The sequence below is a fragment of the Methylobacterium sp. NPDC080182 genome, from assembly GCF_050281105.1.
In the GTDB taxonomy this organism is placed as follows: Bacteria; Pseudomonadota; Alphaproteobacteria; order Rhizobiales; family Beijerinckiaceae; genus Methylobacterium.
Genome location: NZ_JBNNWO010000017.1, coordinates 39,828 through 57,073, shown reverse-complemented (window position 1 = coordinate 57,073; position 17,246 = coordinate 39,828). Strand labels below are relative to the sequence as shown.

Genomic DNA, 17,246 nt, shown 5'->3' with positions numbered 1-17,246 from the left:
CACCGGGGCGAAATTCCCGCACTGCGGCGGGCGCTCAGGGCGCGCGGCACGCCATCGCGGCGGTAGCCTCGATCACGCTCAGCGCCCGGCGCCGCACCTCCAGCGCCGCGTCCGGGCTGTCCGACACGGTGGAAGCCTCGCGCCTCAGCGTCGCGTCGCAGGCGCACGAACGGTAGCCCGCCGCGTCGTAGCAGGCGTCGTGGCGCATGCACGCGGCATCGAGGGCGTCGGTCGGCGGCAGCCCCTCGCCGCGCTGACCCGTGCCGCAGTAATTGCCGTGGAACAGCTCCTTGCCGGCGATGACCCGGCCCAGGTCGCCCTTCGGCGGTGCCGGCGCTTCTGCCTGCCCGCTCGGGTTGAGATCGTTGGCCGGCCCGCCCGCCTTCGATCCGGAGGAGCGCAGGGCCTTCGGGATGCCGGAGCGCTCGCCGGGCTCGTTCAGGGCCTCGCCGGCCCGGCCGTTCGGGTCCGAGATGTCCGGGAGCGGCGGGGGCGGTCCCGGGCGAGGCTCGCCCGGCTCGACGGTCGCGGCCGGCAGGTCCCGGACATCCTGCACGTCTTGGACGCTCTGGACGCTCTGGACGCCTCGCGGGTCTGGAACGCCCTGCGCCCCGGACGCGTGCGGGTAGGCGACGAGCAGCAGCCCGAGCGTGGCGAGGAGAGACGGTCTCACGGATGGCCCCTGATTCAGCGGCCCCTCAACTCGAAGCTCGGCTTCTCCGTTCCGGACTTTCGCTCGCCACGGTCACGGAGGCCTGCGGGGCGGACGCGGGCCGCGGGGCGGAACCGCCCGGGCCGGCGCGGCACGCGGCACCGTGCGCGGGCGCACGGGGGCTCGTCCCGCGTGTTGGACCCCGGGGTCGCGGATCCCACATCGAGGCGTAACGCGGCCGGGATGATCCCGGCGACAGACCTGAGCTGGACCTCCGCCATGACCTCTCGTCTTCTGATCGGCGCCGTGATCGGGATCGGCCTGTCCGGGCCCGCCCTGGCGCAGAGCTTCACCGCCCCCGCCGGCATCCCGGCCGTCACCGCCCCCGGCGGCCTCCAGGGCCGCGCGGCGCTCGCGGAACCGCGGACGGCGCCGGACGGGCGCGCCGGTATCCTCGACGGCGACGGCAGGCCCCCGTCGGCGGTCGGCACCGTCGATCCGCGCCGCCCGCATCCCGAGCGCTAGGGCGCGCCTCGCCGCACCGCTGGTCAGTCCTGGTCAGGCTCGCCCGGCGCGTCGGGCGTCGCGGTCATCGTCGCGGCGGGCGCGCCGAGGGCGCGCGAGACCGCGGCGGCGCCTCTCCGCACCCGCTCGCCGATCGCGTGCAGCTTCTCGTCGGACAGCCGGTGCGTCGGCCCCGACACCGAGATCCCCGCGATAGCCTCGCCGTGGAAGTTGAGGATCGGGGCGGCGACGCAGCGCATCCCGATGCTCCGCTCCTCGTCGTCGATCGCGTAGCCCCGGCGGCGGGTCGCCTCGACGTCGTCGCGCAGCTGGTCCAGTGAGCCGATGGTCTTGTCGGTGAACCGCGCGAAGGTCTTTCCCCGGAACAGGCGCTCGGTCCGGGCCGGCGCGTAGGTGCTCAGCAGAGCCTTCCCGATGCCCGACGCGTGCAGCGGCGACAGGGAGCCCGGCGGGAAGAAGGCGCGGATCGTCTCGTGGGTCTCCACCTGGCTGACGAACAGGACGTTGCCGTCCTTCTCGACGCCGAGATTGGAGGTCTCGCCCGTCTCCTGCATCAGCGTCCACATCATCGACCGGCTCCGCTCGACGACGTTGTGGCGGCGCAGGAACGCCGATCCGAGCCGGTAGGCCTCCGCACCGACGTGCCACTCCTGCTTGTCGGCGCTGATCTCGACGAGGCCGCGGCGCTCGAGCGTCGCGAGGACCCGGTGCATGGTCGCCACGGATTGCTCGAGCCTGCCGGCCAGTTCCGAGAGCGTCAGCCCGTCGCCGCCCGCCAGGACGTCGAGGACATCGAGGGCGCGGTCAAGCGCCTGGATGGTCGCCGCCGGCTTGGCGCCTCCGAACCCCTTCGGCCGCCCGCGCCGCCGGTTTCCCGAATCCATGGCGTCCTCGCCTTCGCCAATCCCGCGCGATTCCTAGGATGGAAAAATTTTTCTCACAACGGAAAAAGGTAAGACGTTGTCGCGGCGCGCGTTTCCGCGCTCCGACCCCGTATGAAAAAGTTTTTCAAGAAAATATCAATACGGGATCGGCGGTGCTATCGTTCCCGTATTGGAGGAGAGCGCCGCCGATGTTCGCACAGAATCCCGTCTTCATTCCCGGCCCGACCAACATGCCGGAAGTGCTTCGCCGCGCGGCCGACATGCCGACGCTGGATCACCGGTCGCCGCTCTTCGCGCAGATCCTTCATCCGGCGCTCGCCGGCGTGAAGAAGGTCCTGAAGAGCGAGGACGCCGAGGTGTTCATCTTCCCGTCGACGGCTACGGGCGGCTGGGAGACCGCGCTCTCCAACACGCTCAGCGCCGGCGACACGGTGCTGGCGGCGCGCCACGGCATGTTCAGCCACCGCTGGATCGACATGACGCGCCGCCACGGCCTTGATGTCCGGATGATCGAAGCCCCGTGGGGCGAGGGGCTTCCGGCGGATCGCTTCGCCGAGGCCCTCGCGGCCGACAAGGCGCACCGCATCCGGGCCGTGCTCGTCACGCACAACGAGACGGCGACCGGCGTCCGCTCGGACGTCGCCGCCGTGCGCCGCGCGCTGGATGCCAGCAACCACCCGGCTCTGCTGCTGGTCGACGGCGTCAGCTCGATCGCGTCCATGGATTTCCGCATGGACGAGTGGGGCGTCGATGTCGCCGTGACGGGCTCGCAGAAGGGCTTCATGCTGCCCGCGGGCCTCGCCATCGTGGCGTTCTCGCCCAAGGCCATGGCCGCCACGGCGACGGCGACGCTGCCGCGGACCTATTTCGACATCCGCGACATGGCGAAGGGTTACCCGAACGGCGCCTATCCCTACACGCCGGCGGTCGGCCTCCTGAACGGCCTGAAGCTGTCGACGGAACTGCTCCTGGCCGAGGGGCTCGAGACCGTCTTCGCCCGGCACCGCCGCATCGCGGACGGGATCCGCGCCGCCGTCGCCGCCTGGGGCCTGGAACTCTGCGCCGCGCGCCCGGACCTCTACTCGGACACGGTGAGCGCGATCCGCACCCCGGAGGGCTTCGACGCCACGCGGATCGTCACCCACGCGGCGCGCCACTACGACGTCGCCTTCGGGGTGGGCCTCGGCGAGGTCGCCGGGAAGGTCTTCCGCATCGGCCACCTCGGCAGCCTCACGGATGTGATGGCGCTGTCGGGGATCGCAGCCGCCGAGATGGCGATGGTCGATCTCGGCCTGCGCATCGCGCTGGGATCGGGGGTCGCGGCCGCGCAGGCGGTGTACCGCCGCGCCCCGGCCGCCGCCCTGCGCGCCGCCGCCTGAGGGGGCGCGCCATGGAAAGCGCCCTGATCACGCCCACCCTCGACGACGTCCTGGCCGCCCACGAGCGCATCCGGCCCTACATCCACGAGACGCCGGTCCTGACCTCGCGGATCATCGATGAAGCCGCCGGCGCGCAGCTGTTCTTCAAGTGCGAGAACCTGCAGAAGGCCGGCGCCTTCAAGGCGCGGGGCGCCTCGAACGCCGTCTTCAGCCTCACCGAGGCGCAGGCCGCCCGGGGCGTGGCGACCCACTCGTCGGGCAACCACGGCACCTGCCTGTCCTACGCGGCGGGCCGGCGCGGCATCCCCTGCACGGTGGTGATGCCGCGCACCGCGCCCCAGGCGAAGAAGGACGCCGTGCGCGGCTACGGCGGCCGGGTGGTGGAGTGCGAGCCGTCCACCTCATCGCGCGAGGCCGTGTTCGCCGAGGTCGTCGCCGAGACCGGCGCGGAGTTCGTGCATCCCTACAACGATCCCCGCGTCATCGCCGGGCAGGCGACCTGCGCCCGCGAGCTGATCGCGCAGGTCCCGGATCTCGACGCGGTGATCGCCCCGATCGGCGGCGGCGGCATGGTGTCGGGCACCTGCCTGACGCTGGCCGGGCTCGCCCCGCACATCGCCGTCTACGCGGCGGAGCCCGAGCAGGCCGACGACGCCCATCGCAGCCTGAAGGCCGGACGGATCATCGCCGACGACGCGCCGGTGACGGTCGCGGACGGCCTGAAGGTGCCGCTGAAGGACCTCACTTGGCACTTCGTCCGCCACCACGTCGCGGATATCCTGACGGTCTCCGAGGCCGAGATCGTCGCGGCGATGCAGCTGATCTGGAAGCGGCTGAAGATCGTCATGGAGCCGTCCAGCGCCGTCGCCCTGGCGGCGGTGCTGAAGAATCGCCCCGTCTTCGCGAACAACCGGGTGGGCGTGATCATCACGGGCGGGAACGTCGATCTCGACGCGCTGCCCTGGCAATAACGGGAGGCCCACGATGCACATGAACGCCCGATCCGCCGATCTCGAAGTCGGCTTCGACGTCCCCGCGCTGCCCGGTATGCGCGAGGACGAGATCCAGACGCCCTGCCTGATCGTCGATCTCGACGCGCTGGAAGGCAACATCCGCAAGATGGGCGACTACGCCAAGGCGCACGGGATGCGCCACCGCGCCCACGGCAAGATGCACAAGTCCGTCGATATCCTGAAGCTTCAGCAGAGCCTCGGCGGCGCCTGCGGCGTCTGCTGCCAGAAGGTCTCGGAGGCGGAAGTCTTCGCCCGAGCGGGCATCAAGGATATCCTGGTCTCGAACCAGGTGCGCGACCCGGGCAAGATCGACCGGCTGGCGCGGCTGCCGCTGCACGGCGCCCGCATCATCGTCTGCCTCGACGACGTGGCGAACGTCGCCGACCTCTCGGCGGCGGCGCAGCGGCACGGCACGCAGCTCGACTGCTTCGTCGAGATCGATTGCGGCGCCGGCCGCTGCGGCGTGCGGACGAGCCCCGAGGTGGTGGCGATCGCCCGGGCCGTCGCGGCCGCGCCGAACCTGCGCTTCGCGGGCCTCCAGGCCTACCAGGGCGCCATGCAGCACATCGACGGCTACGAGGAGCGGCGGGCCAAGCTCGACGCGGCCATCGCCCAGGTGCGCGACGCCGTCGCGGCGCTGAACCGGGAGGGCCTCGAGCCGGAGCTCGTCAGCGGCGGCGGCACCGGCAGCTACTATTTCGAGGCGGGATCCGGCGTCTACAACGAGCTGCAATGCGGCAGCTACGCGTTCATGGACGCCGATTACGGGCGTATCCGCGACCGGGACGGCAACCGCATCGATGCGGGCGAGTGGAAGAACGCCCTGTTCATCCTCACCAGCGTGATGAGCCACGCCAAGGCCGACAAGGCGATCTGCGACGCGGGCCTGAAGGTGCAGTCGGTCGATTCCGGCCTGCCCTTCGTCTTCGGCCGCGACGACGTGAAATACATCAAGTGCTCGGACGAGCACGGGGTGATCGAGGATCCCGAGGGCCGGCTGAAGGTCAACGACCGTCTGCGCCTCGTCCCCGGCCACTGCGATCCGACCTGCAACGTCCACGACTGGTATGTCGGCGTCCGCAACGGCCGGGTCGAGACGCTCTGGCCGGTCTCGGCCCGCGGCAAGGCCTACTGACGCACCCTGCACACCGTCCGTCATCGCGAGCGCGGCGCAGCGATCCGGGGACGCGCCTCGACGGGGCCCGCTGCCCTGGGTCGCTTCGCGACGCCCGCGATGACGGGGGCGACATGCCGGCTCACGAATTGAGGACACATCCGCGATGATCATCGTTCCCGAGCACGCGATCGACGGGCTGTTGACCGAGGCGGAGTGCTTTACCGCCGTCGAACAGGTCTTCGCCTCCATGGCGCGGCGGCGAGCCGGCAACTTCCCGGTCGTCCGGGAAGCCATCGGCCACGCCGACGCGCTCTACGGCTTCAAGTCGGGCTTCGACCGGGACAGCCTCGCGCTCGGCCTCAAGGCCGGCGGCTTCTGGCCCGGCAACGCCGCGAAGGGCCTGACCAACCACCAGTCGACGGTGTTCCTGTTCGACGCCGATACCGGCCGCTGCCGGGCCGTCGTCGGAGGGAACCTCCTCACCGCGCTGCGCACGGCCGCGGCCTGCGCCATCTCCGTCCGGCACCTCGCCCGCAAAGATGCGCGGGTGCTGGGCATGATCGGCGCGGGCCACCAGTCGGCGTTCCAGCTGCGCGCCGCGCTGGCGCAGCGGCCGTTCGAGCGGGTCCTCGCGTGGAACCTGCATCCCGGCATGTTCGGCCGGATGGAGGCGGTGGCGCGGGAGCACGGCGTGCCGTTCGAGGCGGTCGACCTCGACCGGCTCGGGTCCGAGGCCGACGTCGTCGTGACGATCACGTCCTCGTTCGCGCCGATCCTGAAGGCCGTGCAGGTCCGGCCGGGCACGCACCTCGCCTGCATGGGGACGGACACGCGCGGCAAGCAGGAGGTGGAGGCCGAACTGCTCGCCGCCGCCACGGTGTTCACCGACGAGGTCGCGCAGTCGGTCAGCATCGGCGAGGCGCAGCACGCTGTCGCGCGGGGGCTCCTCGCCGCGGATTCCATCGTGGAGATCGGGGCGGTGATCAACGGCGATCACCCCGGCCGCGTCTCGGAGTCCGAAATCACCCTGTTCGACGGCACCGGGGTCGGGCTGCAGGACCTCGCGGTCGCCGCGGTGGCGGTCGACCGCGCGGTGGCCAAGGGGCTGGCGACGGAGGTGGAAGTCTGACGGGCTCGACGGGCGCGGCCCGAGGGCAATACAGTTTCCGTCCGAATGCTGCGGTCGACGCATTCCTCGCCGTCATCACGAGCAAAGCGAAGTGACCCAGGGTCGCGCGACCTTTACAGACGTTGCGCGGCTGGCTTGCTTCGCTTCGCTCGCAAAGACAGCCGCGCATGAATTATCAATCGAAGGGATTATAAGAGGGCATTACTCAAGCCTCCATCTCTGGGTGCCAGGATCTTCTCAAATCTCCAGCGGACATCGACGCGCGCCCGATCCTGGAGCCGCGCCGCCGAACTCGATGTCTGGATCCGCGAGCCCCTCTGCGGAGGATGAGTAGTGTGGCCTACGCCTCGCCCCGCACCAGGGCCGCCGCGAGGGCGTTGTGGCGGCGGGCCAGCGCCCCGGTGTCGAGGGTCGTCAGGTGGCCCTCGCGCACCACGATCTTCCCATTAATGACGCTCCAGGCCACCGTCTGCGGCGCGCAGAAGGTGAGGGCGGCGACGGGGTCGTGCAGCGCCCCCGCCATGCCGAGGCCGCGCAGGTCGAAGGCGACGATGTCGGCCGCCATGCCGGGGGCCAGCGCGCCGATATCGTCCCGGTTCAGCACCTTCGCGCCGCCGAGCGTCGCGATCTCCAGCGCCTTCCGCGCATTCATGGCCGCCGGTCCGAAACCGACGCGGGCGAGCAGCATGGCCTGCCGCGCCTCGCCCAGCATGTGCGACCCGTCGTTGGAGGCCGAGCCGTCGACGCCGAGCCCGACCGGCACGCCCGCGCACCGCATCTGCCGGACGGGCGCGATGCCCGAGGCGAGGCGCATGTTGGAGCAGGGGCAGTGCGCCACCCCGGTCCCGGTCCGGCCGAACAGCGCGATTCCGGCGCGGTCGAGCTTGACGCAGTGGGCGTGCCACACGTCGGGGCCCGTCCAGCCCAGGTCGGCGGCGTACTCCGCCGGCGTCATCCCGAATTTTTCCAGGCTGTAGCGGACGTCGTCGTCGTTCTCCGCGAGGTGGGTGTGGAGCGAGACGCCGTAGTGCCGGGCCAGCTCGGCGGCATCGCGCATCAGGCCGCGACTGACCGAGAATGGTGAGCAGGGCGCCACCACGATCCGGCGCATGGCGAAGCGCTCCGGATCGTGCCAGCGCTCGATCAGACGGCGCGTGTCTTCGAGGATCGCCGTCTCGTCCTCGACGACCGAGTCCGGCGGGAGTCCGCCCGCGCTCTCCCCGACGCTCATCGCGCCGCGGGCGGCGTGAAAGCGCATGCCGATCTCCTCGGCGCCCTCGATGGAATCGTCGAGCCGGCAGCCGTTCGGGTAGATGTAGAGGTGGTCGCTCGACGTGGTGCAGCCCGAGAGGATCAGCTCCGCCATCGCGGTCTGCGTCGAGACGCGGACCATCTCGGGCGTGAGCCGGGCCCAGATCGGGTAGAGCGCCTTCAGCCAGCCGAACAGCTCGGCGTCCTGCGCGCCCGGCACCGCGCGGGTGAGCGTCTGGTACATGTGGTGGTGGGTGTTCACGAGGCCCGGCATCACCGCGTGGCCGCGCAGGTCGAGGACGGTGTCGGCCCGCTGCGGCACCTCGGCGGCGGGGCCGACGGCGACGATGCGGTTGTCCTCCACGTAGACCGCGCCGCCGGGAATCTCCCGGCGCTGCGCGTCCATCGTCACCAGGATGTCGGCGTTCGTCAGCAGCAGGGAGGTCATCGCGTCTCTCTGGGTGCGCCCTGGAGGCCGCGCCGGACGGGCCGCGACGCCTCCCCACGGCCAGATGCCGCCCTCTGGCAGCAGGAACGCCGTGCCGGGCGCACCGTCTCGGGGCCGTCAGCGGGCCGCAGCATACGGCAGCCGCCACCGGCCACCTTGGCGATTTTTCGCAAAGTGCTTCCGAAATCCCGGCATGGCATTCGCGGCCAGCCATGCAAGGTTTGAGAGCCAGCCAAGTCGGCAGCGCATGACCCCGGAGCGGCCGCCGAGAGCCCGCTCCCCCGCCCCCGGGCGTGCCGCCACGGCCCGCCCTGCGACTGGCCCCACACCCGCTCCTGGCGGCCCGGACCCGGAAGAGGTCCGGCCACCGCTGCCGGGTCCCCGACGACACCATCACGGGACGACGCCTCGACAGGTCCCGGCTGGCGGAGGACACGCCCATGACGTCTCACGACAGGACAACGCGCGAGGTGGACGCGGTCGACGCGATCCCGCCCCTTCCCAAGCTCCTCGCCTACGGCATGCAGCACGTGCTCGTGATGAGCGCGGGGGCTGTCGCGCCGCCGCTCATCCTCGGCGCGGCGATGAATCTACCGACCGAGACGGTCGCCTACCTGATCAACTGCGACCTGCTGGTGACGGGCATCGCGATCCTGATCCAGTCCCTCGGCCTGGGGGTCTTCGGCATCCGCCTGCCGGTCATCATGGGCGTCAGCTTCGCGGCGGTCGGCCCGATGGTGGCGATGGCGCAGGATCCGACGATCGGCCTGCCGGGCATCTTCGGCGCGACCATCGGGGCGGGTGTGTTCGGCCTGCTGCTCCGGCCGTTCTTCTCCAGGCTCGCGAGCTTCTTCCCGCCGCTGGTCACCGGCACGGTCATCCTGATCATCGGCGTCACGCTGCTGCCGGTCGGGATCAACTGGGCGGGCGGCGGCTTCGGGGCTGCCGATTTCGGCGCCCCGGTCCATCTCGGCGTCGCGGCCTTCGTGCTGGCGGTGATCCTGGTGGTCAGCCGCTTCGCCACCGGCTTCGTCGCCAACGTCGCCGTGCTGATCGGCCTCGTCGCGGGCCTGTGCCTCGCCTGGCCGCTCGGCCTGTTCCGCCTCGACGGGCTGGCCGAGCGCCCGCTCATCGCCCTCGTCACGCCGTTCCACTTCGGCTGGCCGACCTTCCACCTGACGGCCGTGGCGGCGATGTGCATCGTCATGATGGTCACGCTGGTCGAGTCGACCGGCATGTTCCTGGCGGTGGGCGACATCGTCGGGCGCCCGGTGGACAAGCGGACCCTGACCCGCGGCCTGATGGCGGACTCGCTCTCGACGCTGATCGCGGGCTGCCTCAACACCTTCCCGCACACCTCGTTCTCCCAGAACGTCGGCCTCGTGAACATGACGCGGGTGCGCAGCCGCTACGTCACGGTCGCGGCGGGCTTCATCATCCTGGGCGTCAGCCTCCTGCCCAAGGTCGCCTTCGCGGTGGCGTCGATCCCGCCGGCCGTGCTCGGCGGCGCCGGCATCGTGATCTTCGGCATGGTCGCGGCGGCGGGGCTCAAGATCGTGGGCGGCGCCGATCTCGGGGATCGCCGGAACCAGATCGTCGTCGCGGTCAGCATCGGCCTGAGCCTGATCCCGATGGCGGCGCCGAAGCTCTTCGCCGCCACGGCGCCGGACTGGGCCGGGCCGATCCTGCACAGCGGGATCACCCTCGGCGCCATCGGGGCGATCGTCCTCAACCTGCTGCTGAACTCGGACCGTCTCGGTGCCGGGGCCGAGCACCGCGTCGCCGACGCGGAGCCCGCCTTCCCGCACGCGGCCGTCCTGGACCGGGCCTGAGGGGAGAAGCCATGTCGGCCGAGACCATCAAGGCGCTCTCGCGGCGCCACTTCCTGAAGGCCGGCGCGGCGGCGGGCGTCGCCGTGAAGGTCTCCTTCCTGGCGCCCCCGGCCCGGGCGCAGCTCGCCGAGACCGGCCTGTCCGCCGGCTCCCCGTGGGTCGCGCCGGGCCGGCCCCGCTACCGCCTCGACGCCGTCGCCAAGGTCACGGGCGCCAAGACCTTCTCCCGCGACTACCGGGCCCGCGACCTCGCCGGCTGGCCCGACGGCCAAGCCCACGCCTTCCTCGTCGCGGCGACCCGCGCCGACCGCCGCTTCACCGGCCTCGACCTGTCGCGGCTTCCGGCCGCCCTGCGGCCGGACCGGATCGTCCGGCACGAGGACCTGGTGGCGGACGGGGTCTCGGTCCCGCACGCCGACTTCTTCGGCGACTGGTTCCTCGTGCCGCAGGGCGAGACGCCGCGCCTGCTCGGGCAGCCGGTGGCGATCCTGATCTACGCCGACTTCCCGCGCTTCGCCGCGGCCAAGCGCGCCCTGCGCTTCGCCGACGACGTCGTGCAGTACGGCGCCGAGACCGGTCCCAGGCCGCCGGCCCATTACGGCGCCTCGCGCTGGGTGCGGATCGAGGGCGACGCGCCGGACGCGCCCGACCGGTTCTCGCCGTTCGCGCAGTCCCCGATCTTCGCCGGCTTGTCCGGCGACGAGCCCGCCTGGCCGAAGGCCGGCGACGACGGCCCCTTCGCGCGGGGCATGGCGGCGGCGGCCGCCATCGCCGCCGAGATCGACGGCGCCGGCGCGGACGCCCTGGTGATGCGGCGGACCTACCGGTCGCAGTCGACGGACGCCTCGGCTATGGAGGCCGACAACGGCAACGTCTGGTACGATCCGGACACCGGCACGCTGCGCCTGATGATGGCGACGCAGTCGCCCTACGACGTGGCCGAGGCCGCCGCCGCGCTGGTCTCGAAATCCCGGTTCCCGCTCAGGGAGGTCGATCTCAAGGTCGGCTACACGGTCGGGTACGGGACGAAGGACCACCACATCTTCCCGTTCCTCTGCGTCGTGGCCGCGCTCTACGCGGGTGGCCGGCCGGTGCGCCTCGCCAACGACCGGTTCGAGCAGTTCCAGAACGGGCTGAAGCGCCACGCCTTCCGCATGGACAACGTCCTGCTGGTGGACCGGGCCAGCGGCCGGTTCCGGGCCATGACCGGGCGCTTCGCCTGCGACGGCGGCGGGCGCCCCAACTACTCCGTCGCGGTCTCCTTCGTCGGCGCCACCGCGGCGCAGTCGATCTACTACCTGCCGAAGAGCGACTTCCAGGCGATCGCCCTGGCCTCGCGGGCCGTGGAGGCCGGATCGACCCGGGGCTTCGGCACGCTCCAGACGATGTCGGCCACCGAGATGATGGTCGACGAGGCGGCGGCGCTCCTGGACATCGACGCGATCGACCTGCGCCTGCGCAACGTGCTCCGCTCGGGTCAGCGCAACAGCCAGGGCGCGGTCCCGGCCGGGGCGCTGCGCAACGCGGAGATCCTGACGAAGGCCGCCGCGCACCCGCTCTGGCGGGACCGGGCGGCGCGCAAGGCCGCCTACGAGGCCGCCCATCCCGGCCGCCGCTACGGCGTCGGCTTCGCGCAGGTGCACAAGGATTACGGCACGGGCGCCGAGGCGGCGGTCGCGTCGCTGGAGCTCGACCCGCGGGGCCGCCTGAGCCTGCGCCACGTCGCCCACGAGATGGGCCCGGGCGTCACCACCTCGCAGGCGGTCATGGTGGCCGAGATCCTCGGCCGAGTGCCTTCGGAGACCGCGTTCGGCGTGGTGCGCTGGCCCGAGATGCCGCTGGAGACCTCCGACCAGCCCTACACGACGCCCCAGGAAGAGGAGGACCGCCGGGCGCAGAACCCCCGCTGGACCCCGCGCTTCACCTCGCCGATGAGCGCGACCAACTCCGCCTACTACCTCGGCCACGCCACCCGGACGGCCGCGCGGTTCCTCGTCGACCACGCCGTCTGGCCCGCCGCCCGCGCGCTCTGGGCGCGGGGCGGCGGCGGCGGGGCGCTGGCCTCCTACCACGTGGTCGCCCGCGAGGACCTGCGGCTGGTGGACGGCCGGGTGCTGGGCGGCGGTCTGCCGCCGCTGTCGCTGGAGGCGGTGGCCGCCGAGGCGCACCGGCTCGGGCTGCCGGTGGGCGTGACCCTCCACACCTTCAACCGCTGGCAATGGGCCGAGGCCGAGTTCGACCTGCCCGCAACGGGCCGGACGCGCCTGCCGATCGACGCCCTGGCGGTGCGCTACGGCGCCGGGGCCCCGCCCGAGCGCCGCGCCCTGATGGCGGATGCGGGCTGGCACTTCGTGCCCCGCGCGGCGGTCTTCTACCCGCCGACCCAGCGCAACAATGTCGGCACGACCTACTACGCGCCGATGGCCACCCTGGCGGAGGTCGCGGTCGACACCGCCAGCGGCGACGTGACGATCCTGTCCCACCACTCGATCCTCGAGTGCGGCCGCCAGATCGTGCCCGAGCTGGTCTCCGGCCAGGTGCAGGGCGGCCTCGCCATGGGGATCGGCCACGCCCTCAAGGAGGTGCTGCCCCTCTACGAGGACGGCCCCGGCGACGGCACGTGGAACTGGAACCGCTACGAGCTCCCCCGCGCCCGCGACGTGGCCCCGTGGAACCAGACGGTGGAGATCCTGCCGCCGCTCTCCGAGACCGACCCGCCCAAGGGCATCGCCGAGGTCGTGATGATCGCCGTCGTCCCGGCGCTGGCCAACGCCGTCGCGCACGCGATCGGCCACCGCTTCCACGAACTCCCCATCCGGCCCGAGCGCATCCGCGAGGCACTGGCATGAGCGCTCCCATCGAGATCAAGGACCTCTCGCTCCGCGTGAACGGCGCGGCCGTCGGTCCGATCCCCGTCCCCGTCGGCACGAGCCTGCTCGACGTCCTGCACGAGTGGCTGGGCCTCACCGGCAGCCGCATGGGCTGCGGGCAGGGCATCTGCCACGCCTGCACGGTGATGCTGGAGGAGGCGGCCGGCCCGCGGGAGATGCGCGCCTGCATCACCGGCGCCCACTGGTTCGAGGGACGGAGCATCCGCACCGTCGAGGGCCATGCCCGCACCGCGCCGGACGGCACCGTCGTGCTCTCGCCGGTCCAGCAGGCCTTCATCGAGAATTTCGCCTTCCAGTGCGGCTACTGCACGCCGGGCTTCGTCACCGGGGCGAGCGTGCTCATCGAGCGCCTGCGCCGCGAGCCGATCCGCCGCGACGAGGTCGAGCGGGTCGTCACCGAGGCCCTCGACCGCCACATCTGCCGCTGCACGGGCTACGTCCGCTACCATCAGGCGGTGCGCGACCTCGTGCTGGCGACCCCCGGTCTGGTGACCGCGTGAGGCGCGCCGTGCGGATCCCGTCCCTCACCACCCCCGCGCGGCGCGTCGGCGCCGGGCTCGCCGCCGCCCTCGCGGTGGCCGTCTCGGCGGCCGGCCTCGTCGCCTCCGGCGCCCTGGAGCGCAGCGTCGTCGCGCGCGACGTCGAGGCCCCGCTGAGCGCGGAGGCCGTGCGCGCTCTCGCCCCCCGCGGCGCCAAGGTCGCCGCCGCGGCCGACTGCTTCGCCTGCCACACCGCCCGGGGCGGCGCCCCCTGGGCGGGGGGACTGCCCCTGGAGACGCCCTTCGGCACGATCCACGCCACCAACATCTCGCCGAGCCCGCAGGGCATCGGCGGCTGGAGCCGCGCCGACTTCCACCGGGCCCTGCGCGACGGGATCGCGCCGGGCGGCCGCCACCTCTACCCGGCGATGCCCTACACGTCGTATCGCGGCCTGACGCCGGAGGATGTCGACGCCCTCTACGCCTACCTGATGACCCGCGCGCCGGTCGCGGTGGAGAACAGGGCCAATACCCTCGCCTTCCCGTTCGACCAGCGCTGGACCCTGGCGGCCTGGAACCTCCTGAGCCTGCCGGCGACCGTCGCCGCGCCCGATCCGGGCCGCTCACCCCTGTGGAACCGGGGCCGCTACGTCGCCGACGCCCTCGGCCATTGCGGCGAGTGCCACACGCCGCGCACCGTGATCCAGGCCATGCGCCCGGACGCCGTCTATCGCGGCGCCACGATCGAGGGCGTCGAGGCGCCCGACATCACGCCCGCGGGCCTCGCGCGGATGGGCTTCACCCCGCACGGGCTCGTCGGGTTCATGCGCACGGGCCTCTCGGCCCAGGGCGGCGCGACGCACCAGATGTTCGACGTCGTGCATTTCTCGACGCAGCACATGGACGCGGCCGACCTCACGGCGCTCTCCGCCTACCTGTTCGACCGCGACGCCCTGCCGGCCGAGCCCGAGACGCCGGTCGCCGCCACCCCCGCGGCGATCCCCGCGGCGGTCGCGGCCCGGGGTCGGGCCAGCTACGCCGGCCTCTGCGCCGGCTGCCACGGCGGGGCGGGGGAGGGGATCCCCCACGTCTCCGTGCCGCTGCGGACGAACGCCGCGATGCGAGTCGCGGGCGCGGGCGGTCTCCTGCGGGCGATCCTCGTCGGGCTCCCGGCGCAGCGCTTCCCGGGCAACGAGCGGATGGAGGCCATGCCGCCCTTCGCCGCCCTGATCGACGACGCGGCGCTCGCCGACCTCGCGACCTGGATGCGGGCCGAGTGGGGCGGGCAGGGTCAGGCGGTCACGCCGGACGAGGTCGCGCGCCAGCGCGCGGGTTTGCGGGCCGACGCTTCGCACTGAAGGCGGCCGGGAGGAGGGGGCGGACATGACCATAGCTTGTCGGATCGCGGCCGCGCTGCTGCCGCTCGGGATGACGTGCGCGGCGGGGGCGCAGGACCTCGGGACGGCCTCCTCGGCGCCGGTGGCGCCCGAGGCCACGACGGTGGTGGAGGACGGCCCGTTCTTCCTCTTCGCCGACACCCAGATCAGCTACCGCTACCAGTTCCCCACCGTCTCGCCCGGAATCCAGATCCAGCGCCCCGACGGCAGCTTCGTCTCCCGCGCGGCGCCCAAGCACATCCTGAACATCTCCCACGCCGATGCCTGGGCCTACGGGACGAACTTCTTCTCCCTCGACATCCTCAAGTCCGGCTCCCAGTTCCCGGCCGGCACCACCAACGCGCCGGGCTCCGTCGCCGCCCCGTTCTTCGCCGATTACGGCAACACCGAAGCCTACGGGCTGTATCGCGGCACGCTGAGCCTCAACGCGCTCACGGGCACGAAGGCCTTCACCGTCCCCGGCCTCGTCAAGGAGGTGTCGCTCGCCTTCGGCTTCGACGCCAACGCCCAGAACGACGCCTTCGGCTCGAAGAAGCGCGACATCGTCGGCGGCCTGAACTTCGCCTTCGACGTGCCGGCGGGCTTTCTCAACCTCTCCGTGCAAGCCTACAAGGAGTGGAACCGGAACGGGTTCAATCTCCAGCCGGACCGCGACCAGAGCTTCGACACGGTCCCGGAATTCGAGCTGGTCTACAACTTTCCCCTGACCTTCACGGGGCTGCCGCTCAGCCTCGTCGGCTTCAACAACATCGTGCTGCCGAAGGGGCGGGGCGTGAGCAACCCGGCCGCCTACGCCTTCAACCCGCCCCGCGGGCTCGAATTCCTGTCGCGCACCAACCTCGTGCTCGATCTCGGCAAGCTCGTCTACGATCAGCCCAACCGGGTCGATGTCTTCGTCGGGTTCCAGTACTGGCACAACAAGTTCGGGAACGTCGAGACCGCGACCTTCAAGGGCACCGAGGAGAAGAGCTTCCTCGCCGGCGTCGCGTTCCACGTCTTCTGATGCCGTTTCGGTCGATCAGATCGGTTCCGCCGTCGTTGCGAGCGGAGCGAAGCCATCCAGCCGGCACCACGTTCCCCGATGTCCCGCAGCCCTGGGTTGCTTCGCTGCGCTCGCAATGACGGAGCGGGCTGCACCGACCGACGCGTCACGCCGCGGGGGATGATCGGGTCGGACGCCGAGTTCACATTGTCGGGACAGTCCGTTGACAGGTCCGAACTGCTCCTGACGATCCCCGCCCATGATTTCCCTGGAGAGCATCCGCATCTTCCTGCGCTCGGCGGAGACGGGGAGCTTCTCGGCCGCCGGCCGCTCGCTGCGGCTGTCACCGTCGGTGGTGAGCTACCGGATCCAGACCCTGGAGGAGCATCTCGGCTGCCTCCTGCTCACCCGGACGACGCGGCGCATGAGCCTCACGGAGGCCGGCCGGATCTTCTACGACCGCTGCCTCGACATCACCGCGGCGGTCGAGCAGGCGGAGAAGAGCGTCGAGACCGCGGGCGCGGTGCCCCGCGGGGTGCTGAAGGTGACGGCGCCGCTCGGTCTCGGCCGCCGGGTCGTCGCGCCGCTCGTGCCGCGCTTCCGCGACCGCCACGGCGAGACCGATGTCCGGCTGCGCCTGTCGGAGCACCTCCTCGACCTCGTGCAGGAGGCGGTCGACGTCGCGATCCGCCTGTCGCAGATGCGCGATTCCACCTTCACCCTGCGCAAGGTCGCGGAGATCGAGCGGGTCCTGTGCGCGGCGCCGGCCTACCTGGCCGAGCACCCCGCGCCCGCCGAGCCGGCGGACCTGCTGCAGCACGCTTGCCTGCTGCTGCGCTATCCCGGCGCCGAGCAGTTCCGCTGGACCCTGGTCGACGGCCAGGAGACCGTGACCCTGCCGGTCTCGGGGCACATCGACGCCGACGACGGCGACACGCTCACCGCCTGGGCGCTGGCCGGCGAGGGCATCGTCCTGAAGCCGCTGTTCGAGGTCGCGGCGCACATCGCCGAGGGCCGGCTCGTCCCGGTCCTCGAGCACACTCCGCCGACCAGCGTGACGCTCGGCCTGCTCTACCCGTCCCGCAAGATGCTGTCGGCCCGGACCAAGACCTTCGTCGACATGACGCACGAGGCCCTGCGCCAGCACGTGAGCGAGCAGCTCGCCCTGGTCGGCGGCCGGGGGGGGGGGGGGGGGGGGCGCCCCCCCCCCCCCGGGGGGCGGCGAGCCGGGGGGCGGACAGGAACACCCCCCCCCGGCGCACCACAC

At 72.1% G+C, this 17,246-nt stretch carries 13 protein-coding genes and 1 pseudogene; 11 read left to right on the top strand and 3 right to left on the bottom strand.

What is annotated here, in order from left to right; all coding sequences use genetic code 11:
- Positions 1-34: 34 nt before the first annotated feature.
- Positions 35-673: a phospholipase A2 family protein gene (locus ACQKQD_RS26280; protein ID WP_427509991.1), complete on the bottom strand. Its 639-nt coding sequence runs from the start codon at positions 671-673 to the stop codon at positions 35-37.
- Between the two features lie 258 nt (positions 674-931).
- Here ACQKQD_RS26280 and ACQKQD_RS26275 point away from each other — a divergent pair, with 258 nt between their 5' ends.
- Entirely contained in the window at positions 932-1,177 is a 246-nt protein-coding gene (locus ACQKQD_RS26275; protein WP_427509990.1) for a hypothetical protein, read from the top strand.
- Between the two features lie 23 nt (positions 1,178-1,200).
- Here ACQKQD_RS26275 and bhcR read toward each other — a convergent pair whose 3' ends face one another.
- Positions 1,201-2,061, bottom strand: coding sequence for an HTH-type transcriptional regulator BhcR (bhcR, locus tag ACQKQD_RS26270; protein WP_427509989.1), 861 nt, complete (start codon positions 2,059-2,061; stop codon positions 1,201-1,203).
- A 188-nt stretch (positions 2,062-2,249) separates the two neighbouring features.
- On the opposite strand from bhcR, the gene bhcA reads away from it, so the two are divergent.
- The 4 genes from bhcA (at position 2,250) to bhcD (ending at position 6,699) form a co-directional block, all read left to right on the top strand.
- Positions 2,250-3,440 (top strand): L-aspartate--glyoxylate aminotransferase BhcA, encoded by a 1,191-nt coding sequence (gene bhcA / locus ACQKQD_RS26265; RefSeq protein ID WP_020094516.1) that lies wholly within the window; start codon positions 2,250-2,252, stop codon positions 3,438-3,440.
- An 11-nt stretch (positions 3,441-3,451) separates the two neighbouring features.
- Positions 3,452-4,411 carry a beta-hydroxyaspartate dehydratase BhcB gene (gene bhcB / locus ACQKQD_RS26260; protein ID WP_427509988.1) on the top strand — a complete coding sequence of 320 codons (960 nt, stop codon included), beginning with the start codon at positions 3,452-3,454 and terminating at the stop codon, positions 4,409-4,411.
- 19 nt (positions 4,412-4,430) lie between these two features.
- Complete coding sequence (gene bhcC / locus ACQKQD_RS26255) at positions 4,431-5,588, top strand: 3-hydroxy-D-aspartate aldolase BhcC (protein WP_427509987.1); 1,158 nt, start codon at positions 4,431-4,433, stop codon at positions 5,586-5,588.
- Positions 5,589-5,733: 145 nt separating this feature from the next.
- Positions 5,734-6,699, top strand: a complete 966-nt coding sequence (gene bhcD, locus ACQKQD_RS26250; protein WP_427509986.1) for an iminosuccinate reductase BhcD — start codon at positions 5,734-5,736, stop codon at positions 6,697-6,699.
- Between the two features lie 340 nt (positions 6,700-7,039).
- Here bhcD and ACQKQD_RS26245 read toward each other — a convergent pair whose 3' ends face one another.
- Positions 7,040-8,398 carry an 8-oxoguanine deaminase gene (locus tag ACQKQD_RS26245; RefSeq protein WP_427509985.1) on the bottom strand — a complete coding sequence of 453 codons (1,359 nt, stop codon included), beginning with the start codon at positions 8,396-8,398 and terminating at the stop codon, positions 7,040-7,042.
- Between the two features lie 440 nt (positions 8,399-8,838).
- On the opposite strand from ACQKQD_RS26245, the gene ACQKQD_RS26240 reads away from it, so the two are divergent.
- The 6 genes and pseudogenes from ACQKQD_RS26240 to ACQKQD_RS26215 all read left to right on the top strand — a co-directional run.
- Positions 8,839-10,230 carry a nucleobase:cation symporter-2 family protein gene (locus tag ACQKQD_RS26240; protein WP_010686656.1) on the top strand — a complete coding sequence of 464 codons (1,392 nt, stop codon included), beginning with the start codon at positions 8,839-8,841 and terminating at the stop codon, positions 10,228-10,230.
- Between the two features lie 11 nt (positions 10,231-10,241).
- Positions 10,242-13,079, top strand: coding sequence for a xanthine dehydrogenase family protein molybdopterin-binding subunit (locus ACQKQD_RS26235; protein ID WP_427509984.1), 2,838 nt, complete (start codon positions 10,242-10,244; stop codon positions 13,077-13,079).
- Positions 13,076-13,621 (top strand): (2Fe-2S)-binding protein, encoded by a 546-nt coding sequence (locus tag ACQKQD_RS26230; RefSeq protein WP_427509983.1) that lies wholly within the window; start codon positions 13,076-13,078, stop codon positions 13,619-13,621. Before ACQKQD_RS26235 ends, ACQKQD_RS26230 begins: the two co-directional genes overlap by 4 nt.
- An 8-nt stretch (positions 13,622-13,629) precedes the next feature.
- Positions 13,630-14,958, top strand: coding sequence for a c-type cytochrome (locus tag ACQKQD_RS26225; protein WP_427509982.1), 1,329 nt, complete (start codon positions 13,630-13,632; stop codon positions 14,956-14,958).
- A 25-nt stretch (positions 14,959-14,983) separates the two neighbouring features.
- Positions 14,984-16,000, top strand: coding sequence for a hypothetical protein (locus ACQKQD_RS26220; RefSeq protein WP_427509981.1), 1,017 nt, complete (start codon positions 14,984-14,986; stop codon positions 15,998-16,000).
- Positions 16,001-16,238: 238 nt separating this feature from the next.
- Positions 16,239-17,159: pseudogene (locus ACQKQD_RS26215) on the top strand (LysR family transcriptional regulator); the annotation flags it as partial.
- Positions 17,160-17,246 lie beyond the last annotated feature (87 nt).

Excerpts from the sequence above, each read along its gene's own strand:
- ACQKQD_RS26275 (WP_427509990.1), top strand. The coding sequence starts at position 932 with ATGACCTCTCGTCTTCTGATCGGCGCCGTGATCGGGATCGGCCTGTCC.
- bhcR (WP_427509989.1), bottom strand. The coding sequence starts at position 2,061 with ATGGATTCGGGAAACCGGCGGCGCGGGCGGCCGAAGGGGTTCGGAGGC.
- bhcA (WP_020094516.1), top strand. The coding sequence starts at position 2,250 with ATGTTCGCACAGAATCCCGTCTTCATTCCCGGCCCGACCAACATGCCG.
- bhcB (WP_427509988.1), top strand. The coding sequence starts at position 3,452 with ATGGAAAGCGCCCTGATCACGCCCACCCTCGACGACGTCCTGGCCGCC.
- bhcC (WP_427509987.1), top strand. The coding sequence starts at position 4,431 with ATGAACGCCCGATCCGCCGATCTCGAAGTCGGCTTCGACGTCCCCGCG.
- bhcD (WP_427509986.1), top strand. The coding sequence starts at position 5,734 with ATGATCATCGTTCCCGAGCACGCGATCGACGGGCTGTTGACCGAGGCG.
- ACQKQD_RS26245 (WP_427509985.1), bottom strand. The coding sequence starts at position 8,398 with ATGACCTCCCTGCTGCTGACGAACGCCGACATCCTGGTGACGATGGAC.
- ACQKQD_RS26240 (WP_010686656.1), top strand. The coding sequence starts at position 8,839 with ATGACGTCTCACGACAGGACAACGCGCGAGGTGGACGCGGTCGACGCG.
- ACQKQD_RS26235 (WP_427509984.1), top strand. The coding sequence starts at position 10,242 with ATGTCGGCCGAGACCATCAAGGCGCTCTCGCGGCGCCACTTCCTGAAG.
- ACQKQD_RS26230 (WP_427509983.1), top strand. The coding sequence starts at position 13,076 with ATGAGCGCTCCCATCGAGATCAAGGACCTCTCGCTCCGCGTGAACGGC.
- ACQKQD_RS26220 (WP_427509981.1), top strand. The coding sequence starts at position 14,984 with ATGACCATAGCTTGTCGGATCGCGGCCGCGCTGCTGCCGCTCGGGATG.